Source organism: Arthrobacter sp. GQ119, assembly GCF_059759125.1.
In genome coordinates, this window is the sequence record NZ_JCAXEA010000006.1 from 37,183 (window position 1) to 60,740 (window position 23,558).

Genomic DNA, 23,558 nt, shown 5'->3' on the forward strand with positions numbered 1-23,558 from the left:
CCTCCAGCAATGACCAACTGCCCGATCCCACTTTTCACAGGAATCTGATGACATCACTAGTAGAAACTTCAAACGGCCCGGTTCCATCCACACACGTCGCAGCCCCAGCAACCAAGTCGGCAGGGCACGTCATCGTCGACTCCCTGGTGGCCCATGGGGTAAAGCGCACCCACATCGTTCCGGGCGAGAGCTTCCTGGACGTCCTGGACGGACTGCATGGTTCAGACATCGAAACGATTGTTTGCCGTCACGAGGGCGGAGCCACCTACATGGCAGAAGCCGACGGCAAAATGAACCAAGTGCCGGGTGTAGCGATGGTCACCCGGGGACCCGGTGCGGCGAACGCCCATGTGGGACTGCACACCGCGTGGCAGGATTCCACGCCTATGGTCCTGTTTGTGGGGCTGATCCCCTTCGCCCACCGGGACCGCGAGGCCTTCCAGGAGTTCGACATCAAAGCCTGGTTCGACACCGGCGCCAAGCGCGTTATGGTCCTGGACCACGCCGAGCGTGCCTCCGAAATCGTGGCGGAGGCGTTCTTCGCCGCCATGAGTGGCAGACCCGGCCCGGTCGTCGTCGGGCTGCCCGAAGACGTGATCCGCAAACAGATTGATCCGACGCCGCACCCGCCGATCCCTGTGGCTACCGGCGGAATGACTGGCACTGATTCAGACGCCCTTGCGGGAGCCCTTGCCGCCTCAACCAAGCCCCTGTTTGTGACCGGAGGCAACGACTGGACCCAGGAAGGGGCCGATAAGCTCACCGAGTGGCTGGAAGAGCACCATATCCCGGCCGCCGCCGAATGGCGCACCGAGGGCACCGTCCCGTTCGATTCACCGTCGTACGTGGGGCCTATCGGTTACGGCCGCCCACGGCCCACCTATGACCTGCTGGAAGAAACTGATCTGCTGATCTTCGTCGGCACTGTCCCCGGCGACGTCATCACCGACGGGTTTCTGTGCCGCCAGGACTGGAACAAAAAGAACTTCCTCGTCACCATCGATCCTTCCCTCCGGGGCCGTTCCGGCCCGGTTTCCTACCAGATCGTGGCCAAACCTGACGTGTTCATCCGGGACCTGGCCAAGATCCAGCTTCCGGTCAAAGAGGAGTGGAAAGCGTGGACAGCGCGGATGCGCACCGAACAGGAGTCCTTCGCCACGCTCCCCCCGGCGACGCCGACTGCCGGTCCGGCCCGGATGGACACTCTGATGGCCAACCTGGTGCCGACCTTGCCGGCCGACGCCATGGTCACCCTCGGGGCGGGTGAACACACCAACTGGGCGCACCGCTATTTCCCCACCCAGCGCTACGCCTCGATGATCAGCGCCCGCAACGGTTCCATGGGGTACTCCGTTCCCTCCGCCATCGCAGCCTCCCTGGAGTATCCGGGCAGGCGGGTGGTGACCATCGCCGGAGACGGCGAATTCCTCATGAACGGCCAGGAACTCGCCACCGCCGCCCAATATAGCGCCACTCCCCTGGTCATCGTCATGGACAACCAGGAATACGGAACCATCCGCACCCACCAGGAACGGCACTACCCGGAACGGATCTCCGGTACCCAGCTGAAGAACCCGGAATTCGCGCTCATGGCCCAGGCGTTCGGCGGCTTCGGCGTCAAAGTCGAATATGACTCCGACATCCCGGCAGCCATCGAAGCAGCTCTTAAAGCCATCGACGAAGACCACGTGTTCGCGCTCATCCACCTCGTGGTCGAGCAAAGAGTCAAAGCCTACTAAGCCTCCGCCCGGCACCCAGCGTCCGACGGCGACACTCCATCCTCCTGCTAACCCCTCAGACCTTCGCATTCCCAAGGAGACTTCCGCATGACCATTTCCCCCGCATTCTCCCCTGCCGTTTCACCCGGCTCCATCTCATCCGAGCGTGAAGCCGCACTCCTTGCCTCTGTCCCCGCCGGCCTGCTGATCGGCGGGCAATGGCGGGACGCGTCCGACGGCGGCACGTTCGATGTGCACGACCCCGCCACCGGGGAGGTACTCGCTACCCTCGCCTCCGCCACCAGCGAGGACGCTCTCGCCGCTTTGGACGCCGCGGACGCAGCCCAGGCGTCCTGGGCGCGCACCGCACCCCGCGTGCGGGCCGAGATCCTGCGGCGCGCCTTTGACCTGGTCACTGCACGCGCCGAGGACTTCGCCCTGCTGATGACCCTGGAAATGGGCAAACCACTGGCCGAAGCCCGCGGCGAAGTGACCTACGGCGCCGAGTTCCTGCGCTGGTTCTCCGAAGAAACCGTCCGCGACTACGGCCGCTACCTCACCACCCCCGAAGGCAAAAACAAGATCCTCGTCCAGCACAAACCCGTCGGACCCTGCCTGCTCATCACGCCCTGGAACTTCCCCCTCGCGATGGCCACCCGCAAAGTCGCCCCCGCCATCGCCGCAGGCTGCACCATGGTCCTCAAACCCGCCAAACTCACCCCGCTCACCGCCCAATACTTCGCGCAGACCATGCTGGAAGCCGGACTGCCCGCCGGCGTCCTCAACGTCGTCGCATCCTCTTCCGCCGCCGGGATTTCCGGGCCGCTGCTGGCCGATCTGCGGCTGCGGAAAGTCTCCTTCACCGGCTCCACCCCCGTCGGCAAACGCCTCATGGCCGACGCCGCCGGCAACGTCCTGCGGACCTCCATGGAGCTCGGCGGCAACGCCCCGTTCATCGTCTTCGAAGACGCCGATCTGGATGCCGCCGTCGAAGGGGCCATGGCCGCCAAGATGCGGAACATGGGCGAAGCCTGCACCGCCGCCAACCGCTTCCTCGTCCATGAGTCAGTGGCGCAGGAGTTCACACGTAAGTTCGCTGCAGCCATGGGTGCCTTGACCACCGGGCGAGGCACCGAACCCGCCACCCAAGTAGGTCCCCTGATCGACGCCGGCGCCCGCGACGACGTGCACGCCCTCGTGGCTGCCGCCGTCGACGCCGGAGCCACCGCCCTCACCGGCGGCGCACCCGTGGACGGCGCCGGCTACTTCTACCAGCCCACCGTGCTCGGTGACGTGCCGAACGGTGCCGCGATCCTCCGGCAGGAAATCTTCGGACCCGTAGCCCCCGTCACCACCTTCGCCACCGAGGCGGACGCCATCCGCCTGGCCAACGCCGGCGAATACGGCCTCGCCTCCTACCTCTACAGCCGCGACTTCAACCGCCTCCTGCGCGTGGCCGAACAGATCGAATTCGGCATGGTCGGCTTCAACGCCGGCATCATCTCCAACGCCGCCGCCCCCTTCGGCGGCGTCAAGCACTCCGGCCTCGGCCGCGAAGGCGGCACCGAAGGCATCGCCGAATACACCACCACCCAATACCTCGGCATCGCCGACCCCTACGCGCGCGTTGGCGCGCCCTGACGCTCGACGTCGTTATCAGGGCCGGGACAAGGAGACTGGGCAGTCATTGACTGCCCAGTCTCCTTTTGCTGTGCCGTAATTCAGGGCCGATGTGCGCAGATGCCTCCTGCGAAAGCGTATGAACATCTTTCCCGCCCAGCGGGAAACCGATGGCAGGGCAATCTGTGACCGGCAACACTTGAATGACACTGCAGAGGACGTTCATGACTCACAGGAATCCCTGCAGTTCCCCGTTTATCTTGGTGCGGCCCGTCCGCGAACCCTGAATTTTCATAGGACCAGAACTGATGAAACAACAACGATGTTGGCAGCACGAATGCACAATGTCAGTGCCCCGATGGTGCTCGAACAGGCACCAGCTCCTTCCCCAGGCCCCCTGGACGTGCTCATCTCGATCAAGGCGTGCGGCACAGTCCCCAACCGGGTTAATGAGCCCATCTCCGGCATATCGGCCCGCAGCCGCGGATTCAGCGACTTCATCATTTCCCCGTCTTAGCGGACACGCCTTCCCGGATCACGTCGAGGTGATCCCGGGACAACTTACACAAAGGACCAAATCATGATTTCCACAACTCTCGGGCGTACTGAGACAACCGCGCCGAGTCCACTCACAAAGTCCACGAGTCCTCGTACAAAGTCGTCGTACCTTGTCCACACGGTCATTGGCCTTGCCCTGATGGCGGTGATTTCGCTCCTCCCCGCCCCGGCTCCTATGACACCCACCGGCATGGCGGTGGTCGGGGTCTTTGCTGGAACGCTCTACCTATGGACCACCGTGGACTTGGTGTGGCCGAGCGTCCTCGGCATCACGCTGAGCGCCTTCTTTATCAATTCAGTGATGGAGCCGGCAGCTCTCCACGGCATCTGGAAGGCTCTCCAGGAATCCGTGGGCAACTGGGTAGTGGCCTTTGTTATTGGCAGCCTCCTCCTGACCTACGCCCTCAACGAATCCGGGCTCACCAGCAGGATCGCCGACTGGTTCCTCTCGCGCCGGTGGGCGCAGCGAAGCCCCTGGGCATTCACTTACACGCTATTCGCCTGCGCATTCTTCCTGGGCATGTTCCTGGACCTCATCCCCACGCTGGTGTTCATGATCGCCCTCCTTAACGCCGTCTTCCGCAAGCTCGGATACACCTACGGCGAGAAGTATCCCCTCGTCGTCATCATCGGCTGTACGTTCCTGATCAACATCGCTTTCGCCATCACCCCGATTTCCCATCCCGTCACCCTCATTGGCCTGGGTGTTTTCACCGGCGCTTCCGGCGGTGCATCGATCGGATTCGTCGAGTACATGCTCGTGGGAATTCCCGTGGGAATCGTCGCGGGCGGCCTCATCGCACTGTTCCTCCGATACGTCGTCAAGCCAAGCCTGGAACGGTTCAAGAACGTCGACTACGCCGAGCTGGCATCCGAGAACGCCGCACCGCTGAGCCGGCGCGAAGCCGCCACGGCGATCATCTTCTCCTTGGTGGTCCTCACCTGGGTTCTCCCTGGACTCATCAGCCTCATCGATCCTCAAGCGGGAATCGTCACCTTCTTTGACGAGATCACGTTGATTGTCCCGACGCTCTTCGGCGTCATCCTGCTGATGCTCCTGCGGATTGAGGGCAAGCCGCTCCTCGATCACGCCTCAGCTCTCCGTACTGTCCCTTGGGGCGTCATCTCACTGGTGGCCTGCGCGATGCTCTTTGGCACGCTGCTTACCTCGGACGCGGTGGGCCTGACCACCTTCCTCGTCGGAGCCCTCAGCCCCCTCTTCGCGTCCGGCCTGAGCCCGCTCCTGATAATGCTCGTCCTGGTACTGGCCATCGCATTCATCACCAACGTAGCCAATCACGTCCCAGTGATCATCATGTTCGTTGCAGTCTGCGTTCCCCTCGCCGAAGCGCTCGGAGTGGACAACCGCTTGGTCGGAACGCTGGTGATCCTGGCGGCCCAAATGGGCTTTGCCCTGCCATCGTCCCTCGCGTCAGTGGCCCTGATCTTTGGCGACCCCTGGGTCAAGCCCGGCGCCGTCGTACGGTACGGCGTCTATGCCACGCTGGTATCTGCCCTCAGCATCGTACTGGTCGGATACCCGCTGGCAAGCCTCGTCTTTGCAGGCGGATAGCAGCAGAATGGTGCTTTGCCATAGCGGGTTGAGGGACATTTCCTCAGCCCGCTATTGGCATGCCTCACCCGCGACCGACTTCCCAGATGCTCGGCCTCTTTAGCTCATTGAAAACGATATGGCGCGCATTCGCTGAGAGGCGTAGATTCAAGCAACCGAAGCAACGCCGAAGGATTTCTTTAAAGGGGAGCCAATGGCCGGATGGAATGCAGACAATGCAGCCGGTCCTACCGGACTTGGTGCGGTAACGCTCGTGGAGGGATCGTCCTTCTGCATTTCTCTGCAGAACGGGGACATCTTCGCCCACCACCCTCATGGTGTTTTCCACCGGGACACGAGAATCCTTTCCCGCTGGTGCCTCACGGTCAACGGCCAGGAGTTGGAGCCGCTGGGTGCCTGGACTTCTTCCCCGTTTCGCGCAACCTACACATGCAGGGCCGTACGTGCCGACGGCCGGGCAGACAGCCCGCTAACGGTGATACGCAACCGGGAGTTGGGGGCCGGAATACTCGAGGACATCACCATTCACAATTACTCCCGAGAGCCGTCCCCCTGTGAAATCGTGCTCTCCGTGGATGCGGATTTCGCTGACCTCTTTGAAGTCAAAGATGGGCGCTTCCATCGGCAATGGGAACAGACACGTCGACCCGAGGACGGGTCACTGAGGATCGAGGCCGTCTGGCAAGGGGTAAGGAAGGACGTCATCGTGCGGGCAGCTGACTGCGAGGTCAGCACCGATGGTCTCCGGTTCCACACGGTTATTCCTGCTCAAGGAGAGTGGAGCGTCCGGGCGACAGTAGTTCCGGAATTGGGGGACGTCGCGGAAGGACTGCTTTTCCAGCCGGCTCCGGATACCGTTTCTCCCCAGGACCGGCGGCAACAGGCCTGGGCTGCAACTATCCCTGTTGTGAAAATGGGCAATCCTTCTGTGCAGCGAACGATGCTTCGCAGCCATGACGATCTCGGCGCCCTGCGCATCGTCGACCCGGACCATCCCGACCGCATGGTCGCCGCCGCGGGCGCGCCTTGGTTCATGGCCCTGTTCGGGCGGGACTCGCTGCTGTCCTCGTCCATGATTCTGCCGCTCGATGCGTCGCTCGCCCTCGGAACGCTGCAGACTCTGGCCGACCGGCAGGGATCAGTCGAGGACGTCCTGACTGAAGAGCAACCGGGGCGGATCCTGCACGAGGTGCGGTTCGGCGTCGGCACGGGTCTGGCACTTGGCGGCAAGTCCGCCTACTACGGCAGCACCGACGCCACACCCCTGTTCGTGGCCCTGCTGGGCGAAGTCTCCCGCTGGGGGGTTCCCGCGGAGGACATCGCAGCACTGCTTCCGCACGCGGACCGTGCCCTGGACTGGATCCGGGACTACGGCGACAGTGACGGTGACGGGTTCGTCGAGTACGAGCGCCTTAACGATCAAGGCCTTATCAACCAGGGCTGGAAGGACTCCTGGGATGGAATCAATTTTGCCGACGGCAGCCTCGCGGAGCCTCCCATCGCGTTGTGCGAGGTGCAGGGTTACGTTTACAGCGCTTATATCGCCCGTGCCTGGATGGCCCACGACGCCGGCGACCGGGACTTGGCAGCTGAGCTCCAGGACCGGGCAGCCCAGTTGAAGAAGCGGTTCAACGAGGTGTTCTGGTTGCCTGAGCGCGGGTACTACGCGATCGCGCTCGACCGGGACAAGCGGCCGGTCGATGCCTGCGCCTCCAACATGGGCCACTGCCTGTGGTCCGGCATTGTGGATGCCGACAAGGCCCAACAGGTGGCCGACCGGCTCATGTCTCCGGAGATGTTCAGCGGCTGGGGTGTCCGCACCTTGGCGACGGACATGGGTGCGTACAATCCGGTCAGCTACCACAACGGCTCTGTCTGGCCGCATGACAATGCGCTCATAGTTGCGGGCCTCATGCGCTATGGATTTGTGAAGGAGGCCCAGACCCTTTCCACCGCGCTTTTAGAGGCCGCCGAATATACGGACAACAGGCTGCCGGAACTGTTCTGCGGGTTCAGCCGCTCCCGGTGCCCGGAGCCGCTCCCTTACCCGACGGCCTGCTCTCCGCAGGCTTGGGCGTCCGCTGCCCCGGTGATGCTCCTCCGCAGCCTGCTGCGCTACGAGGCCCATGTCTCCCTGGGCGGGCTTTGGATGGACCCTGTGCTGCCGGAATCATGGGGTTTCATGCATGGTTCAAATGCACCGGTCGGCACGGCGAGGGTTAGCGTGGACATCAACGGAACGCGGGCGGCGGTGGAGGGACTGCCGGAAGGAATGGTCTTCCACAAGGGAACGCGGCCTCCGCTGGACAACTTTTCAGAGCTGGAATTGCTGCGCCGCGAGAAAGCGCCCCGGCCGGACGGCTAATAGCCATCGATCACCCTTGCCCTACCCACGGCGGACAGCACGCTGGTGGCGCCACCACCTGCGCTGCCTCGGTGAGCGCGCCGGCGTCTTCCGCGTGCCCAGGTCGTCTGGACAGTCTCCACAAAACGCCTGTGGGTGTAGCCGCGCCTGCCCATTGTCCTTGACAATTTACTGAGTAGAGTCATAATTGAGTAGGCTCACTTCTCAAGGCGGGCGAGCTGCAGGACAAGTCATGCTCGCGCAGGGAGGGCACCAATGAACACAGGTCACAGAAGGAGCACCACCCGATGCGGGCGTTCGTTATCACCAAGTACAAGGAGCCGCTACGTGAAGCGGACGTCGCTGAGCCGACCGTCGGGGACCGCGATGTGCTCGTTCAGGTTCATGCAGCGGGCCTGAACCAGTTGGACGAGAAGATCCGGCTGGGTGAGTTCAAGCAGATCCTGCCTTACAAGCTCCAGCTGATCCTCGGCAATGACGTCGCCGGCACCGTCGTCCGTGTCGGAGCAAAGGTGCGAGGGTTCAAGCCCGGCGATGAGGTCTACGGCCGCCCCGACGAGGACCGCATCGGCACGTTCGCCGAACGCATCGCCGTCGCCGAAGGCGACCTGGCACTGAAGCCCGCATCGGCCAGCATGGACGAGGCAGGTTCATTGCCACTCGTGGCACTCACAGCGTGGCAGGCCCTCGTCGAGAAGGGCAATGTGCAGCCGGGGCAGAAGGTTCTGATTCACGCCGGCGCCGGCGGGGTCGGCTCGATCGCGATCCAGCTCGCCAAACACCTCGGAGCTGCTGTGGCAACCACCACGAGCGGTCCCAATGCCGAGTTCGTGCGCGACCTCGGCGCGGACACCGTGATCGACTATCGCACGCACGACTTTGAGCAACTCCTCACCGGATACGACCTGGTGTTGGACAGCCTGGGCGGGGAGAACCTCGAGAAGTCGCTGCGCATCCTGAAGCCCGGCGGGAAGGCGATCGGGATCTCCGGCCCACCAGACCCCACATTCGCGCGCGATGCCGGTTTAGGCCCTGTGCTGCGTCTGGCGATCGCGGTACTCAGCAGCAAGATCCGGAGGCAGGCGAAGCAGCTCGGCGTCAGCTACGAGTTCCTCTTCATGCGGGCCAGCGGCGACCAGTTGCGTGAGATCGCAGCCCTCGTGGACGAGGGCGTGCTGCGCCCGATCGTGGGGAAGGTCTTCGACTTCGCCCAGACTCCCCAGGCACTGGAATCCCTGGCCGAGGGCGGCATCCGAGGCAAAGCCGTCGTCGCTCTCAGCAGCTGAGCCTCGGACAACCATGCATCCCCAGCAATCCAGGAGAACCAGCATCATGAAAAAGACCGACGCTTCGAACGAATCCGTCATTACCTCGTACGCCAAGGCACCGGCCGGCAGTGTCACCGCCGGGGGTGTCACCTATGCGTACCGCGAGCTGGGACCCAGGGGAGGCATCCCCGTGGTCTTCTTCGTGCACCTCGCCGCGACTCTGGACAACTGGGACCCCCGCATCATCGACCCCATCGCGAAGAACCGCCACGTCATCGCCTTTGACCAGCCCGGCGTCGGAGCCTCGACGGGTCAGGTTCCCGACAGCATCGAGGCCATGGCCGACGACGCCCATACCTTCATCAAGGCCCTCGGGTACGACAAGATCGACGTCTTCTCCTTCTCGATGGGCGGCATGATCGCCCAGGACCTGATCCTTAAGCATCCCGGACTGGTCCGCAAGCTCGTCCTGACTGGAACAGGGCCGCGCGGCGGCAAGGACATGGACAAGGTTGTCGGCACCACCTACTGGGACACCCTCCGTGCGACCCTCACGCGATCGGACCCCAAGGAGTTTCTGTTCTTCAACCGCAACGCCACCGGCAAGCCGGCCGCGAAGGCGTTCGTCAGGCGCCTTCAGGAGCGCACCGTCGACCGTGACAAGTCGATCAGCACCAAGGCCTTCCAGACCCAGCTGAAGGCAATCCAGAAGTTCGGCCGCTCCGCCCCGTCGGACCTGTCGAAAATCACCCAGCCCACCCTCATCGCCAACGGCGACAACGACCGCATGGTGCCGTCGATCCTCTCCGAGGACCTGCACCGTCGCATCAAGGGATCCGAGCTGATCCTCTACTCCGATTCCGGTCACGGCGGCATCTTCCAGTTCCACGCCAAGTTTTCTGCCGTCGCCGTCGAGTTCCTCGCACGCTGATGGGACCGGGGACCTATACTCATAATTGAGCCCAGTCAGTTTATTCCGGGGGAGGAACCGTCATGTCTGTCGCTTCCCATCCGCTCGGACGGCGCGAGCGGAACAAGCAGCAGAAACTCGACCGCATCACTGCCGCAGCCAGCGAGCTGTTCGCTGAGCACGGCGTCGAGGATGTCACGACGCAGCAGATCGCTGACAAGGCTGACATCGGCACTGGAACCCTGTTCCTCTACGCCAAAACCAAGGGTGAACTCCTCCTGCTCGTGCAGAACGCCCACTACGCGGAAGCCCTTGAGCGGGGCCGGGCTGATGCTGAAACCATCCCGGATGTGTTGGATGCTGTGATGTCCATCGTGCGGCCAATCGTGGAATGCAACCGCGTCCAGGTCGACAACGGGCGCACCTACCTGCGGGAGATGGTCTTCGGCGATCCGACGGAGCCACACCACGGAAAGGCTCTCTCCATCGTCGCGCAGACCGAGGAAGCCGTTGCTGCCGTCCTTGGCAGGGATGAGCGGCTCGGGGCTGGTAGCGCCGCAACGACGGCACACATCGTCTCGGCGATCATGTTCCTCAGCATGGCGATAAGTGTGAACGCCGCTTTGAGCATCGACACGATCGTGGAGGACATCCGCACCCAGATCAGCGTGCTGCTGACCCGCTGACGCCTCCGGGAATCCGCGTCGTATTTCTGGCGCTGCGACATCCCCGTTTGCATTGCCGCTGAGCGACACCACCCTTCAGCGCCCGCGACAAGCGACTGGTTATGGCAAATACTTGGCTAGCCACGGACGCCATTGCCCGCCTCACCAACGAATTGGTCAGACCGGCCCACCACTGAGGCGGGACCACTGGATCCGAGTTCCGGCCTGCCGGCGGCGAGCTGGTATGGATACCCAATGGTGACGGCCCTGTAACACGGATTACACATGCCGTTCGTAGCCTTGCAGTAGGAACTTTCCCGGAAGGACATGTGGATGAATGCCGCAGACACCGCAATCAAGCCGATCATTGGGCTGACCACCTATCTTGAGCGGGCCGGCACCGACGGGTGCGGCAACGTGCGCGCGGCGTTCCTCCCCGAGAAGTACCTCACGCCCATCCTTGACGCGGGCGCAGTTCCGGTCCTTCTCCCGCCGCAGCCCACCACCGGGGACATGATAGAGCATCTTGTCAGCAGGCTGGACGGGCTGGTCATACCTGGCGGCTGGGATGTGGATCCGGCCCGATACGGTCAGGAGCCGCATCCGGAAACGGACTCTCCCCATGCCGAACGCGATGAGTGGGAAGCCGCCCTGATCCTTGAAGCGATCCGCCAGGATGTTCCTCTTCTCTGCATCTGCAGGGGTGAACAGCTGCTCAACGTCACGCTGGGCGGCACCCTGCACCAGCACCTGCCCGACGTCCTGGGAACCGGCCATTACCAGCTGGGCGGCTACCAGTTCAATGGCATCCGTGTCGACATCCGGCGCGATTCCCGGCTGGGCCGGCTCTTGGGGGCTGACGCACTGGAAGCCGTTCCCGTTTCGCACCACCAGGCCGTGGACCGCCTTGGCGAAGGGCTCATCGCCACCGCTTGGAGTGAAGACCAGATAGTCGAAGCAATTGAGCACCCCGGCGCGGGCTTCTGTGTGGGGGTGCAGTGGCACCCGGAACAGCTCGCGGAAGAGAAAGCGCTGTTCCATGGCTTCGTGGAGGCGGCCAGCGCCAAGATGCTGTCGCGGCTTCGCCCGGCTCCCGTGGATTCCCTCGAGTTCGCGCACGAAATGGCTGCTAACTGAGATACCGCAGGGATCTCTTCCTAGGACACTTTCCGGTGCCATAGTCTGGGCACGCCAACCCGCCACCAGAGGTGAAGAAGGCGGGAAAGCAGGATATGTGGCGCTTAGAAGGGACCGACCATGCTGATCTGCGCAACCTGTGCCGTCGAACGCGACGAACCCACCCCAGTGGTCTGCCCGATCTGCACCGATGAGCGGCAGTATGTGCCCGAGGACGGACAAAGATGGCTCACACTGGACGGGCTGGCGCACGAGGGCCAGCAGACACTGTTGACGGAGAATGAGCCGGGACTTATCGCGATCAAAACCGAGCCAAAGGTCGGGATCGGCCAGACCGCCCAGCTTGTCGTGACACACGAGGGTTCGCTGCTGTGGGATCCTGTCGGCTACGTCGATGACAGCGCTGTGAAGGCAGTGCTGGAGCGAGGCCAGGTCCTGGCGATCGCCGCCAGCCATCCACACATGTTCGGCGTGCAGGTCGAATGGTCGCATCGGCTCGGTGGCGTCCCCGTCCTAGTTGCCGACGCAGACCGGCAATGGCTGGGGCGCAACGATCCGACCATCGAATACTGGTCCGGCACGCGAACCATCGCCGAAGGGTTGACGCTACACCAGACCGGGGGGCACTTCCCGGGCAGCGCTGTGGCGCACTGGGCTGCAGGAGCGGGCGGCAGAGGAGTGCTGCTGAGCGGTGACAGCGTATTCCCGAATCCAGACCGTCGCTCAATCGCCTTCATGCGCAGCTACCCGAATCATTTGCCGCTATCCGGCGCGGTGGCGTTGCGACTCGCCGCGCAGCTGGGAGGGCTCACGTTCGACCGGATCTACGGCAACTTCAACAATGTAATCGCGTCCGAAGCCAAGGCCGTTCTGCATGATTCTGCCAACCGGCACGCTGCTTGGGCGCGAAGAGACTTCGACCATTTGACCTGAACCGCTCATTTCCCGTTTAGCGTCAGTTGGGGATTGAAGTGTCACCTCAGTGTGCCAAGCCCTCCGCTTCTTTTGAAGGTCCGGGTTGAGCAGCTTGCCATCAGTGAGGGCTTCGGCCAAGGCCATGAGGTCGCCCGCCGTGGAGACGCCCTGCCCGGCCCTGCAGGACGCATTCCCGCCGCGTCGCGATAAAATGGATTGATCATGATCGGTGTCCAGCTCCGTATTCTGGCCTGGTTCGTCGTCCCAGCGACCCTTCTTTCGGGCTGCACGCCCGCCACCAGCCTCGATGAGGCTGCCACCGATCGACCGGTCCAGACCTCCTCGGCCCCGCCAGCCGCACGCGATGACATCCCAGCTCCTCACCAGCCCCCATCCCCCACTCCGACATTGGTTCCCACGCCGGCGCCGGTGCCCCGGGCGTTCGCCCTCAACCTCTACCAGGAGGGGGACTTCGTTCCCCAGTACACCTTCGAGTGGTGTGTGGCGGCGAGCATCCAGATCATGCACAATCTCATCGACGACACGAGGGGCCGGACTTGGGCCGATCCCGTTCAGCAGGGTCAGCTGTGGGAGATGGCCCGGGCACGGTCGTCCAATTCGTTCAACGGTGCCAATCCCCTGGGCTGGGCGCAAGTGCTGACCAAGGTCGGAATGGGTCCGTACACCGTCGTCAGCATTGCCGACTACCAGGAAGCGCTACGAACCGCGGCGCGCGCCATCGCTGACACGGGCCGGCCGGTCGGGCTGGTCATGTGGCGCGGGCGCCACGTATGGGTGATGAGCGGCTTCGCGTCACTCGGCGACCCCGACCAGTTCCCTGATTTCTCGGTCACCGGAATCCGCGTTCAAGATCCGCTCTACCCGTACGGCGACGAGCGGTGGGGACCGTCCCCCGCGCCCAACGCCCTGCTCACGCCGAAGCAGTTGGCGACGCAGTTCGTCGTCCGCGAGCCGCGACGCTGGAGCAGCAATCTGCCGGCCGGCTACATGCTCGTGCTCCCGGTCGCCAAGGCCTGACCAACCTTAAATCAAACGTTGTGGAACCCGTCATGTTGAAGCACGTTCCCGAAGTGCGAAGCTTCCCCGACTGCTGGACAAAACACCCGAGGAGGTCACCATGACGGTCACTTTCAACCACACCATCGTCTACGCAACGGACAAGCGCCGTTCGGCGGAGTTCCTGGCCAACGTGCTCGGTCTGCCGAAGCCCCAGCCCATGTGGTCTTTCATGACCGTGCCCCTCGACCACGGAGTTGCCCTCGATTTCGCCACGGCAGACCGGCCCATCTCCCCGCAGCACTACGCCTTCCTGGTCAGCGAGGAGGACTTCGACGGAATCTTCGCAAGGATCCAGGCCCTGGGCATCCCCTACTGGGCGGACCCGGGACGGTCCCGCTCGCAGCAGATCAACCACAACGATGGCGGACGGGGCGTCTACTTCGCGGATCCTGACGGGCATTTTCTCGAGGCGATCACGCGTCCGTACGGATCGGGTGCTGCATGAACTACAAGGTACGCAGACGGTCGCCTTTGGCGGTGTTGCTAATCCAGAACGGCGGTTGCTTCGATCTCGACGAGCACGTCGGGCTCAAACAGAGACTCGACGCCGATCAGCGAGGTCGGCGGCATCGGCGTGGGCAGTCCGGTCTCTGCGGCGACACTTTCGATACCTTCCATGAGAGCGGTGATCTTCTCCGGAGCCCAGGAGGTCACGTAGAACGTCAAACGCACCACGTCATCGAAGGTCGCGCCACCGCCGGCTAGCCCGGTCGCCGTATTACGAAGAGCCTGGGCGACCTGACCGGCCAGATCACCCGGCGCGACGGGCGTAGCATCCGCCAGGCGGGAGATCTGGCCGGCAACGTGAACATGACGCGTACCGGTGCCGAGCGCGACATGGTGGTACGGGGTGGGCTGCATCAGGCCTTCAGGGCTGAAACGCTGAACAGACATGAGACTCCTTAGAAGAGAGATGAACTTGGTATATCTTTGATACCTAGTAGATGCAGGACACTTCAACGAGACCAGGTTTCATGCCGGATACCACTAGCCACACTGACCCGCTGGAGATCAGCTCCCCACACCGGGAATTGCTCGATCAAGTTCTCGACAAGTGGTCACTGAGCGTGCTCAACGAACTTTGCGAGCGGCCGTGCCGGTTCAGCCAACTGCGGCGCGCGATCCCCGCGTTGTCGCAGAAGTCCTTGACGGCGACGCTGCGGCGCCTCGAACGCAACGGCATCGTCGAACGCAAGCTGCTGAGCTCGCGCCCCGTGGCGGTTGAGTACCGCATCACACCATTGGGCAAGACACTTCGCCACCCCATCGACGTGCTCCTGGAATGGGCTGCAGCGCAGATGCCCCACATCGAACAGGCACGCGATGCCTTCGACCTCCAGGAACTGTCCGAAGACACCTGACGACGGAGCGCCCTAATCGCCGGCTGCCTAATGTGGTGCTGGAGTCCGGGATTAATTTCTAGGCCAGTGGGTCGGCCGCGTCGTCGTCCCCTTGAGGCTTGGAGCAGGCGATAAAGTGTTCGACAAGCGGTTCCTGGCCGCCCGCGCATGACCCAGCCGCCGGCACAAGGACGTGTTTCCTTGCCCGGCAAGCCATGACCATCAAGGACTGGCTGCTTGTGAGTGACCCTTCCGATCTAGGGCCGGAGCTGCCGGTTTTGCGGGTCCTCTGTGCTTTTCGTTCAGGTCAGACCGCTGCGTGTACCGCTAGCCATTTCTCGATGCTGCCGGCAATTTCGTCCCAGCCGTCCTGGACCAGGAGCAGGTGGTTCCTGCCGGGAAATTCCATGAATTCCGTGCCGGCCGCTGATTTGCGCTGCTTGCGGTAGTTTGCCTTGTTGGTCTGGGGCGGGATGGTGTGGTCTGCGCCGCCGGCGACGAACAGCAATGGCGCGCGGCTGCTATTGCGCATGTTCACCCGGCTTTCGGCGCGTGGAACCATGTGGCCGAGGGCGTTCTGGAAAACGATCCTTCCGGGGGCCGGTATGCAATACCGCTCGTAGAATTCGTCGCTGGCTTCCGGGGACATTGAGTTCGTGAAGGCATAGTGGAACTGTTTGGGTGTCAGTCCGACGGCGCGTTGCCGGTTGCGCGGGTTGGCCAGGGCAGGTGAGACCGCCTTCATCGTGGAGATCGGGAAGGACAGGACGCGCGCGGGCGCCGCCGAATCGATGGCCACACCCGCCGAGCCAAGGCCGCGATCCAGCAACAGCTGAACAATGAGACCGCCCATGGAGTGGCCGATCAGGGCCGGAGGTTCTTCCATGCTGCTGATGCTTTCTGCATAGAAGTCCACGAGAGTGGAGATCCTCAGCTGGGCAAGTTCCGCGGGATCCTGGCGCACGGCCTCCACGGTGCGGTCGCCGATTCCCGGCCAGCCGGGTGCTGCCACGCGGTACCCGCGCTCCTCGAAGTAGCCGGTGAAGTTGTCCCACACCCGCGGCGTGAGCCACAACCCGTGAATGAGCAGAATGTTCTTAGCCATGATGCGTCTCCTATGCGATCAATTTGTGGCGGATGTTGGTGCTGCTGGACTGCCCGGTTGGCCGCGATTCAAGACCGGCTATGGCTGCTTCCAGCCGGGGCCGCAGGTCGCCGTCAGCGTCTCCGGCCAGGACGCCCAGCGCGTGTTCCTCCTGCAGGACGCAGCGGAAAGCGGCCGCGAGCGTGCGGTCATCTATCTCCGGGTCGATTAGGCGCAGAAGCAGTTCCACTGCGTCGAGGCGGCCCCAGAGGAAGTCGTTCTCACGTCGTCGGCGTTCGAAGAACCCGCCGAAGCTTTTGAAGTCGGTGCTGAGGAGCTTCGGCCCTTCCCATTGCAGCGCCAAGGCGTCATCGGGATTAAAACGGTTGATATTGATCGGGGTGGATTGCGGCACCTGTGACAGTGCCGTGACGGGAAAGCTCGTGACGTCCCACAGCGGGAAGCCGAGGAATCGGGCCAGGATGTTTGTCCGGACCTCCGGAGCCCATGACCGCGTTGCTTCATGTATCTGCTCCCAGCAATGCCGCTCGAGATCGTTGAGTTCCGCATCCATCCAGTTCTTGACGTCGTTGAGGAACACTTCGAGCCCGCTCACATGCTCCGCGATGAAACCGGAAGGATCCTTGCCAAGCCAGGGTCGTAATGCATCCTGTCCGAAGAGCGCGTAGGCCTCCAGATCGAGGGCCGATCCCATTCGGCCGGGCAAACTCCAGAGCCGGTCCAGGGCTTCGTAGAGCTGGAACTTGAGCCTGTCCACCGCCGGCCTGTCAGGGGAGGCCATGTCTGACTTGTACAACAGATTGAGGCCGTCAATGATGAAACGCAGCCGGCGTTCCCGGAACGGAAGGTCATAGAGGCTCAGGAACGCCATGGAACCGGCTGCGTCTCCCAGCTCGGCGGCGATGCGCCGGATCCAGAGGGTCAGGATGTCGCGGATCAGCGCCGCCGGGGATGAGGCGGTCGGGTAGCCGAAACCGGTGCAGACGGCATCGCCTAGGTTTGCAGCCAATGACTGAAGTCTCAGGGTGCGGTATGTCTCCATGTGGATACCGAGACGACGCTCGGCCTCCTCATGCATGGCGTGGATAAGCGACCGGATTTTCTCGTAGTCGGGCTCGGCCTGCCAGCCGGGGTGGCGGGACAAGACGTGGAGTATGTCCGGCAGTTGTTCCGTCGCCAGCACTGCGAGGCGCCGGATCCGGTCGTTCCGGTTCCTGAGTGACAGGATCTCGTCGAGGATGGGCTCATGGGCTGGAATAGTGCTCTTCGCGGCCAGGACCGTCTCCAGCCACGACGGAAGTTTCACCGCGCCGCCGCGCCGGGCTGCGGTTCCCGTCTCCGGATGGTCTGTTGGCCGGCCGGCGGGAGACGGCTGGACATAGACGATCCGCCGGTCCACTTCGGCACCTGCGCCCTTGCGCTCTATGGCTTTGATGGCATGTCCGAAGGGGTGGTTATCGAGCACGCCCCCATCAACGAACCAGGACTTCCGGGGATCCTCTTCGAGCAGGCCGTACTCCGCGAAGAATTCGCTGCAGAACCGTTCCGGATCAAACTCGCCCAATCCTGAGAGGGAAACTTCGTCACCGAAATCCGCGAGTGTGACCGGCGGAAAAGCGCCGGGGAAACTGGACGTGGCACGCGCCGCGAAGGTCAGTGCACGGTTGTAGGCCGCGGAGAACTGGTTTTTCCGTCCGCTGCCCGAGGCCCCGGGTGAACGGTCAGGCGGGGTGGCCCGGAAATGCATCACATGCCGGTGCGTCCTGTCCTGCAGAAGTTCTCCGCCCGGGACCACGTTGACCAATCTGCGGTACCCCCGTCCGTCTGTGAGGGTGATGTAGAGGTCCAGGGATTGATTGGGAGGGATTAGGGTTCCGTTTCCACCCGGGCGGGCATCCTCCTGATCCATCTGCTTCAGGCCTTCATGGATCAGCCGGATCATCCGGCGGCCGCCCAGCGGCGCCTCGGCATGGCCACCGCTGAACAGCAGCCGGCTGATGAAAAGCGCCACCTTGAACCACGCCGGTCCGGTCCCGGCCAGCAGCTTCCTGATGTCCGCCTGCTCGAACCACAGCTCCCTCAACGGGTCCTGGGTGAGGTCCCCGGCGATGGCTTTGGCGAGGTAGACGCCGTCGATGCCGCCTGCAGACGTTCCTGCGATGGTGTCGACGACGACTTTCACCGGAACGCTGTCGCGGCCGGTGCGGGCCAGCGCTTCGCGGTAGATGCCCCGGAGAGTGGCCGGTTCGTGGGTACCCTCGCCGCCGGTTTCGTTCTCGGCCGAAGCGATGAGCAGCTCTTGGATCTCGCGGGTGATCCCGAACATGTACACAGCGAGGGAGACGCCGCCGGTGCAGACCAGCGCCAGACGCAGCTCCCGGTAGCCGCTCACGGTTCCGTCGCCGCCGACCGCCAAGGCAGGAAGGCGTTCTTGAGGCCGCCCAGCGCGTCGGATAATTCGGGATAATGCCGGATCAGTACCGTGGCGAACGTATTGTCGGCGATCCAGTCCATGCCCGCTTTGGAGTACACCTCCTGGCGGTAGTCCGTGGTGAAGAACCGGTCGCTGTTGAGCCTGCGGGAGGCCATCAGGATGAACACCCGGAACGCGGTGTCGCTGAAGGCAAACCCTGCAGGCCGCTTTTCGGCGAACATGCCGACCATCAGATCGACCTTTTCGATGTCGTCCTCATATAGCCGGCGCAGGGTCGGGACATCGTCAGGGTTTTCCGCCAGTTCTTCGAACGTCCGGAACGGTTTCATGTGCAGCAGGCGCCGGAACTCGTTGTACCGCGGAATTCCTTGTTCGCGCTCCCGAAGAATGTCGGTGGCGGCCAGATCCATCAGGGCCCCATCGGGCCGCTCGAAGGTCTGGAGGAACTTCGGGAAGTTATGCAAGGTCACCAGGCCGGGATGCATCGTGCCGAAGGTGTAGAACGCATTCGCCATCGACATCTCCCGCGCTGTCTGGAAGGAACCGTCCGGGCCTGCAATGTCGCGCATGGTCCGCTCGCCGAGCAGGCTGTCGTCGTCGTTGCTGCGGAAGCGGTAGTCGTCTGGTATCAGCGGATGCATCCGATAGACCGCCCCGAACTCCTCGGTGATGCTGAACGGAACATCGTCATGGTCCGTCGGCGAGCCGGGAATGCCGCTGATGACTTCACTGCTGCTGATCCGGCCGAAGATCCGGTGTATGCGTTCGCCCGCCAGACCCCACCAATTCAGCCGCAGGGCGGTGGCGGTGGTGGGGTGGCTGATCACGGCCGGCGTCCATTCAACCGTGTGGATTTTGGCGATCAGCGCCGCGTTGATCAGACGTGCCCGCTGGAAATACTCCTCATCCGACCACGTCGGGTACTCGGCCCGGAGCCGGTCGCAGATCGCATTGTGCTCCCGGCGGAATAACGTCTGCATCATCAGCTGCCCCAGCCAGAAGCCTGGCTTGCGGGTCGGATCCTTCTCGGGATCCTGGGGCGGTACCGGGAGACCGTCGTTGTCGAGGTACAGCTTCCCGCTTGACCCCGTCCGATAGAAATGCTGTTCTTCGGAGTTGCTGCCGTAGATCTGCGAGGCGTCCCACCAATGGGTCTCGGTGTTGAGGAACGTCGGCGGATTGGCGCCGGGGTCCGGGCGGGTGCCGTCGGGGATGAAGCGCCTGATGCGGAGGCTGGGTTCGGGCCAGGGGTCTTCCGGCAGCAGCTCGACTTCCCATTGATCAGCTTCAGAGCCCTCGCCATGGTCGAACCAATCGAAGACCATGAACTGCAACCAGGAGGCCACAAGCGCGTTCACCGTTGTAGCGGGAACAAGTTGTTCCCTCGTCAGCAGTTCCCGGCTGATCTGACGCGGGTTTGGCGACATCAGCTGATCGGGATCCATATGGACGCTTTCGAGGGGAATGTTTCGGCCGAAGCGGGTATTGGCCATGCCCATCGCAGCGGACTTTCGGTCGTTCCAGGAACCATCCGCACTGCGATGCATGACGTTATGTCCTGCCGGCGGCGCTTCAGGCGCGTCATGCGTCGGAAGATGGGAGGTGTCATACAGGTTTTCCTTGCGGAGCGTGGTCCGCAAGCCGAGGAGTACGGCCAGGCCAAGATACTTCGGCAACCGGTGCCAGCCGAAGGTATGGTCGAGGTATTCGGCCGTTGCCGCCCAGGCCCGCCCGAGTATCGACCCGCGGGGTTTCCGCTGTGCTCCGCCGACAGGGCGGCGCAGCGCAGGCTTGATGACTTGCTGTACTTCCATGAGTTTCATGACTCCTCCTAGAGCCTTGGTCGGATGCCCCGGCGTATAAAGCCGGCAGCTGAGATTTTGCCCATCCGATGCATCAGACGGGTACGTGAAGGGACATCGGCAAGGATTGCGTCGGCGGCCTTCTCGGCTGCCATGTAAATGGCGGCGGCAATGAAGAACCCCGGTATCGAGCGGAAGATCGACGCATCAACGATCCGAAGGTTGGCTACACCCCTGACCTGGAAGCGGGAATTCACAACTGACAGCGGGTCGTCCGGCTTGCCCATCCGGCAGGTGCAGGAGGCATGATGGCCCCATGCCTGACTCCGCACGAATTCACGCAATTCCTCGCGCGATTGCACCGCCTCTCCCGGGACGGCTTCCCGGCGGATAAACGTGCTGGCCTTATCCATGATGCTGCGGGCAAATTCGATGCCGGTGACGACGGCGTCAAGGTCCTCGCCGTCGTCGTTGCCCTCGTCGAAGTAGCGGAAATTGATCTCGGGAGGATCGCGGGGGTCCGAAGAGCGCAGCCTGACGGCGCCGGCCGTGTTGTTTGTGTGGGACTTCAGGATTGCCCAGGTGAAGAAATTGCGGGGACCTTCCAGCACCCGTGAATATCCCGGGTAGTAGCCCGTGAACTTGATGGGCAGGCCGAAAATGAACAGGTCGGGCTCAGGCCGCTCAGGCTTAGACTTCGCCGTGATGCCCACGACCACGCCGTTGCTGGTGTACAGGCCCTTGCCTGCCTGCCAGTCCTGGAAGGCCTGCTCAGGGTCGGTCCCCGGTACCGGCGCGGCGAAGGACTTACCGCGAAGGATCGGGAATTCCTCGTTCAGCTCGGAAACAACCCCCACCTCATAGCGGTCCTGCAGGCCCTGCCCGACGCCGGGCAGGTCGACGCGGACGGCCAGTCCATGCCGCTTCAATTCGTCTGCAGGGCCAATGCCGGAGAGCATGAGCAACTGCGGCGTGTTGAAGGCACCGGCTGCCAGGATGACCTCGCGTCTGGCGTGCATCCGGCGGGGGACCGGGAGCGGCCTGTCCTGCGCTGCTCTTGGATCGGCACGGTAGGCATGTTTGGAATCGAGATATTCGACGCCGACTGCCCGGTTGGATTGGTCCAGCAGGACTTTCGTGACAAGCGCATTCGTCCGCACCTGCAGGTACCGCGGAAGCTTCTCCGCCACTGCCTGGATGCGTTCGCGGCTCCCGTTCCGCCGTCCGCCGGTCGTCGCCAGCGGCACGAACCAGACCCCTTGGGCATTGCGTTTCCGTGCACGCCAGTCGTTCGGATCGAAGAAGCCGTTTAGCCCTTCCAAGGGGGCGAGCGGGCGTTTCAGGAAATCTCCCAAGGAACTTTCGGCTGCTGAAAGGATGATCTTCAGCAGTTGGCCGTCTCCGAGCGCAAGGGCCGGACTGGCGACATCCGTGCCGAGCCAGCCTTTGAAACCGTGGCGGCTCCTGTTGACCAGCCGATCCGAAATGAGCGGAATATGCCGCAGCCAGTCCAGCCAGTCCGGCACCGGCCACGGTTTGGGTATGTAGGTGCAGCGCTCCAGCCTGTGAAAATAGCGCTGCATCCGGCGGCTGTGCCAGGACGTGTCGCCGGTCAGCTCCGCGAGCCGGTCCCAGTCGCTGTTATGGGGGCAGACAGTGATCATGGCATTGTGTGCAGTGCAGCCGCCCAAGGTGCCGGCGCGTGGATACAGGACTCCGTCCCTATCGGGCAGGAACTTTTCGTCCTTGGCCTGCTGGCCGCGGTCGGCATAGTGCCGAACGAAGTAATCCCAGCGCTGGACCTCATCTTCGGTGGCGGCGGCGTGGAAACCGGGGACCTGATAATTGACTGAGTCTTCGTCGCTTCCGGCCTCCAGCAGCAGCACCTTCATGCCGGCTTGGGCCAGCCTGGCGGCCAGCGGCCCACCACCGGCCCCTGAACCGACAACGATGTAGTCGAATTCCTCGGTGCCCCCGCCGGGTTCCTTGTCCTGCCCGGAATATGGATCCGGTAACGGGTGAGCGGGAAGGACCGCTGCTCTTTGTGAGCTATTCATTGTTCAATCAACCCCCCAAGTTGATCGGGCGTGAGTGCTTAACGCCGTCGCGCCAGTAGCGACAGCCCGGTGTTGACTACCGAGATGGTTACGAGCATGATGCCCATCCGTTTTGGCAGTGGACCATACTTTGCCGCGATGAAGGCGGAGACGGTGTCGCTCCCGTGAATGATCGGGGCCAGGTTCGCGGCGCGTTCAAGAGCGGGGCCCTTCAGAACGAGCAGCTCAAGGCCGATGATGACGGTCCTGATTCCGAAGAGCCGGAAAGCATATTGGGCAGCAACGGCCTTTTCCCGTGCCTCCTCTGATTCTTCTGGTTTTGTGCGGAAGTTTTTGATCAGGAAATGCGGGACCACCAAGGCGGCTGCGCCAAACCCTATGCGAATGACACCAAGGGATTTTCGCGCGACAGTGCTTGAGATTGATGCTGACATGGAGATAATCCTCTAGATACTGAATCGTCTAATCCGCTGGACATTCCCACGCACTGCGGAAGTGTTCGGGGATTAGGCAAGAGACGGTGGGCAAAGGCAAAGTACGGACATAGACCTTTTGGAAATGCGATCCTTCGGCTGGGCTGCTTCTGCTTCAATATGGTCGCCGGGGAACCCGGCACATTTGCACACGCGGCGGAACAATCGAATGAGGTTCACGAGCCGCAATTAATCCAACGAATTGCAGTATTCCGGATGAGTTGGTTGAAGTCAATGACCCTATCCAGATGCTGAAGTGACCCCATGCGCCTCCCCGCCGCTTTGACTCATGAGCGGATCAACCGCGAATAGTTACAGGCTTGTCGAAAATGCATAACTGGTTGGTCACAAGGCCTGTCCCGCTGGTGTCTTGACTGCGCCCTGGAAGGGGAATACACCCGCATCACGAGGATGGCATCCGGGTGGGATGCCCTCACACAGGGTGCGGCGAACGCCCATGCGCGAGCAGGTCCGGACGAGAAGATTCACCCGTCGGTCGCTTGGGCAATCTTGTGTCTGTCAGAAGTGTTGCGCCAGT

General features: G+C 62.9%; 19 protein-coding genes. 13 read left to right on the forward strand and 6 right to left on the reverse strand.

Translation table 11 applies throughout. The features are described from left to right. Positions 1-47 precede the first annotated feature (47 nt). The 12 genes from AC6CH3_RS07230 to AC6CH3_RS07285 all read left to right on the forward strand — a co-directional run bounded on the left by AC6CH3_RS07230 (position 48) and on the right by AC6CH3_RS07285 (position 14,254). The gene (locus AC6CH3_RS07230) at positions 48-1,739 is read left to right on the forward strand and encodes a thiamine pyrophosphate-dependent enzyme (RefSeq protein ID WP_498131780.1); all 1,692 of its coding nucleotides are present in this window, start codon (positions 48-50) and stop codon (positions 1,737-1,739) included. 87 nt (positions 1,740-1,826) lie between these two features. Beyond that, complete coding sequence (locus tag AC6CH3_RS07235) at positions 1,827-3,359, forward strand: NAD-dependent succinate-semialdehyde dehydrogenase (protein WP_498131781.1); 1,533 nt, start codon at positions 1,827-1,829, stop codon at positions 3,357-3,359. Positions 3,360-3,660: 301 nt separating this feature from the next. Beyond that, a complete protein-coding gene (locus AC6CH3_RS07240; RefSeq protein ID WP_498131782.1) occupies positions 3,661-3,855 on the forward strand; it encodes a hypothetical protein in 195 nt (64 codons plus the stop codon). A gap of 63 nt (positions 3,856-3,918) precedes the next feature. Next, the gene (locus AC6CH3_RS07245) at positions 3,919-5,469 is read left to right on the forward strand and encodes an SLC13 family permease (protein WP_498131783.1); all 1,551 of its coding nucleotides are present in this window, start codon (positions 3,919-3,921) and stop codon (positions 5,467-5,469) included. Positions 5,470-5,662: 193 nt separating this feature from the next. Continuing rightward, on the forward strand, positions 5,663-7,834 hold the full coding sequence (locus AC6CH3_RS07250; RefSeq protein WP_498131784.1) for an amylo-alpha-1,6-glucosidase: 2,172 nt from the start codon (positions 5,663-5,665) through the stop codon (positions 7,832-7,834). A gap of 287 nt (positions 7,835-8,121) precedes the next feature. After that, on the forward strand, positions 8,122-9,120 hold the full coding sequence (locus AC6CH3_RS07255; RefSeq protein ID WP_498131785.1) for an NADP-dependent oxidoreductase: 999 nt from the start codon (positions 8,122-8,124) through the stop codon (positions 9,118-9,120). Positions 9,121-9,166: 46 nt separating this feature from the next. Further along, on the forward strand, positions 9,167-10,033 hold the full coding sequence (locus tag AC6CH3_RS07260) for an alpha/beta fold hydrolase (RefSeq protein ID WP_498131786.1): 867 nt from the start codon (positions 9,167-9,169) through the stop codon (positions 10,031-10,033). 62 nt (positions 10,034-10,095) lie between these two features. After that, the gene (locus AC6CH3_RS07265; RefSeq protein ID WP_498131787.1) at positions 10,096-10,698 is read left to right on the forward strand and encodes a TetR/AcrR family transcriptional regulator; all 603 of its coding nucleotides are present in this window, start codon (positions 10,096-10,098) and stop codon (positions 10,696-10,698) included. A gap of 312 nt (positions 10,699-11,010) precedes the next feature. Further along, positions 11,011-11,814, forward strand: coding sequence for a gamma-glutamyl-gamma-aminobutyrate hydrolase family protein (locus AC6CH3_RS07270; RefSeq protein WP_498131788.1), 804 nt, complete (start codon positions 11,011-11,013; stop codon positions 11,812-11,814). 120 nt (positions 11,815-11,934) lie between these two features. Beyond that, complete coding sequence (locus AC6CH3_RS07275; protein WP_498131789.1) at positions 11,935-12,747, forward strand: MBL fold metallo-hydrolase; 813 nt, start codon at positions 11,935-11,937, stop codon at positions 12,745-12,747. Between the two features lie 204 nt (positions 12,748-12,951). Next, positions 12,952-13,767 (forward strand): hypothetical protein, encoded by an 816-nt coding sequence (locus AC6CH3_RS07280; RefSeq protein ID WP_498131790.1) that lies wholly within the window; start codon positions 12,952-12,954, stop codon positions 13,765-13,767. 100 nt (positions 13,768-13,867) lie between these two features. Next, positions 13,868-14,254, forward strand: coding sequence for a VOC family protein (locus AC6CH3_RS07285; RefSeq protein ID WP_498131791.1), 387 nt, complete (start codon positions 13,868-13,870; stop codon positions 14,252-14,254). Positions 14,255-14,292: 38 nt separating this feature from the next. Here the strand turns inward: AC6CH3_RS07285 and AC6CH3_RS07290 are convergent, their stop codons facing one another. Further along, positions 14,293-14,703 carry a RidA family protein gene (locus tag AC6CH3_RS07290; RefSeq protein ID WP_498131792.1) on the reverse strand — a complete coding sequence of 137 codons (411 nt, stop codon included), beginning with the start codon at positions 14,701-14,703 and terminating at the stop codon, positions 14,293-14,295. Between the two features lie 80 nt (positions 14,704-14,783). On the opposite strand from AC6CH3_RS07290, the gene AC6CH3_RS07295 reads away from it, so the two are divergent. Next, positions 14,784-15,170: a winged helix-turn-helix transcriptional regulator gene (locus AC6CH3_RS07295; RefSeq protein WP_498131793.1), complete on the forward strand. Its 387-nt coding sequence runs from the start codon at positions 14,784-14,786 to the stop codon at positions 15,168-15,170. A gap of 286 nt (positions 15,171-15,456) precedes the next feature. On the opposite strand, the gene AC6CH3_RS07300 is transcribed toward AC6CH3_RS07295, so the two are convergent. Genes AC6CH3_RS07300 through AC6CH3_RS07320 form a run of 5 tightly spaced genes read right to left on the reverse strand, consistent with a single transcriptional unit; the run spans position 15,457 to position 22,981 of the window. After that, complete coding sequence (locus AC6CH3_RS07300; RefSeq protein ID WP_498131794.1) at positions 15,457-16,254, reverse strand: alpha/beta hydrolase; 798 nt, start codon at positions 16,252-16,254, stop codon at positions 15,457-15,459. 10 nt (positions 16,255-16,264) lie between these two features. Further along, positions 16,265-18,646 carry a patatin-like protein gene (locus AC6CH3_RS07305; protein ID WP_498131795.1) on the reverse strand — a complete coding sequence of 794 codons (2,382 nt, stop codon included), beginning with the start codon at positions 18,644-18,646 and terminating at the stop codon, positions 16,265-16,267. After that, a complete protein-coding gene (locus AC6CH3_RS07310) occupies positions 18,643-20,511 on the reverse strand; it encodes a peroxidase family protein (protein WP_498131796.1) in 1,869 nt (622 codons plus the stop codon). The genes AC6CH3_RS07305 and AC6CH3_RS07310 overlap by 4 nt, the downstream gene beginning before the upstream one ends. Positions 20,512-20,519: 8 nt before the next feature. Then, entirely contained in the window at positions 20,520-22,547 is a 2,028-nt protein-coding gene (locus AC6CH3_RS07315; RefSeq protein WP_498131797.1) for a GMC family oxidoreductase, read from the reverse strand. A gap of 38 nt (positions 22,548-22,585) precedes the next feature. After that, positions 22,586-22,981, reverse strand: coding sequence for a hypothetical protein (locus AC6CH3_RS07320; protein ID WP_498131798.1), 396 nt, complete (start codon positions 22,979-22,981; stop codon positions 22,586-22,588). Between the last annotated feature and the right edge of the window lie 577 nt (positions 22,982-23,558).

What these genes read in the sequence shown, in the direction of transcription:
- AC6CH3_RS07290 (WP_498131792.1), bottom strand. Translation starts at nt 14,703, where the DNA reads ATGTCTGTTCAGCGTTTCAGCCCTGAAGGCCTGATGCAGCCCACCCCG.
- AC6CH3_RS07310 (WP_498131796.1), bottom strand. Translation starts at nt 20,511, where the DNA reads ATGAAACTCATGGAAGTACAGCAAGTCATCAAGCCTGCGCTGCGCCGC.
- AC6CH3_RS07295 (WP_498131793.1), top strand. Translation starts at nt 14,784, where the DNA reads ATGCCGGATACCACTAGCCACACTGACCCGCTGGAGATCAGCTCCCCA.
- AC6CH3_RS07260 (WP_498131786.1), top strand. Translation starts at nt 9,167, where the DNA reads ATGAAAAAGACCGACGCTTCGAACGAATCCGTCATTACCTCGTACGCC.
- AC6CH3_RS07270 (WP_498131788.1), top strand. Translation starts at nt 11,011, where the DNA reads ATGAATGCCGCAGACACCGCAATCAAGCCGATCATTGGGCTGACCACC.
- AC6CH3_RS07320 (WP_498131798.1), bottom strand. Translation starts at nt 22,981, where the DNA reads ATGTCAGCATCAATCTCAAGCACTGTCGCGCGAAAATCCCTTGGTGTC.
- AC6CH3_RS07300 (WP_498131794.1), bottom strand. Translation starts at nt 16,254, where the DNA reads ATGGCTAAGAACATTCTGCTCATTCACGGGTTGTGGCTCACGCCGCGG.
- AC6CH3_RS07230 (WP_498131780.1), top strand. Translation starts at nt 48, where the DNA reads ATGACATCACTAGTAGAAACTTCAAACGGCCCGGTTCCATCCACACAC.
- AC6CH3_RS07285 (WP_498131791.1), top strand. Translation starts at nt 13,868, where the DNA reads ATGACGGTCACTTTCAACCACACCATCGTCTACGCAACGGACAAGCGC.
- AC6CH3_RS07240 (WP_498131782.1), top strand. Translation starts at nt 3,661, where the DNA reads ATGTTGGCAGCACGAATGCACAATGTCAGTGCCCCGATGGTGCTCGAA.
- AC6CH3_RS07245 (WP_498131783.1), top strand. Translation starts at nt 3,919, where the DNA reads ATGATTTCCACAACTCTCGGGCGTACTGAGACAACCGCGCCGAGTCCA.
- AC6CH3_RS07255 (WP_498131785.1), top strand. Translation starts at nt 8,122, where the DNA reads ATGCGGGCGTTCGTTATCACCAAGTACAAGGAGCCGCTACGTGAAGCG.
- AC6CH3_RS07275 (WP_498131789.1), top strand. Translation starts at nt 11,935, where the DNA reads ATGCTGATCTGCGCAACCTGTGCCGTCGAACGCGACGAACCCACCCCA.
- AC6CH3_RS07235 (WP_498131781.1), top strand. Translation starts at nt 1,827, where the DNA reads ATGACCATTTCCCCCGCATTCTCCCCTGCCGTTTCACCCGGCTCCATC.
- AC6CH3_RS07250 (WP_498131784.1), top strand. Translation starts at nt 5,663, where the DNA reads ATGGCCGGATGGAATGCAGACAATGCAGCCGGTCCTACCGGACTTGGT.
- AC6CH3_RS07280 (WP_498131790.1), top strand. Translation starts at nt 12,952, where the DNA reads ATGATCGGTGTCCAGCTCCGTATTCTGGCCTGGTTCGTCGTCCCAGCG.
- AC6CH3_RS07265 (WP_498131787.1), top strand. Translation starts at nt 10,096, where the DNA reads ATGTCTGTCGCTTCCCATCCGCTCGGACGGCGCGAGCGGAACAAGCAG.
- AC6CH3_RS07315 (WP_498131797.1), bottom strand. Translation starts at nt 22,547, where the DNA reads ATGAATAGCTCACAAAGAGCAGCGGTCCTTCCCGCTCACCCGTTACCG.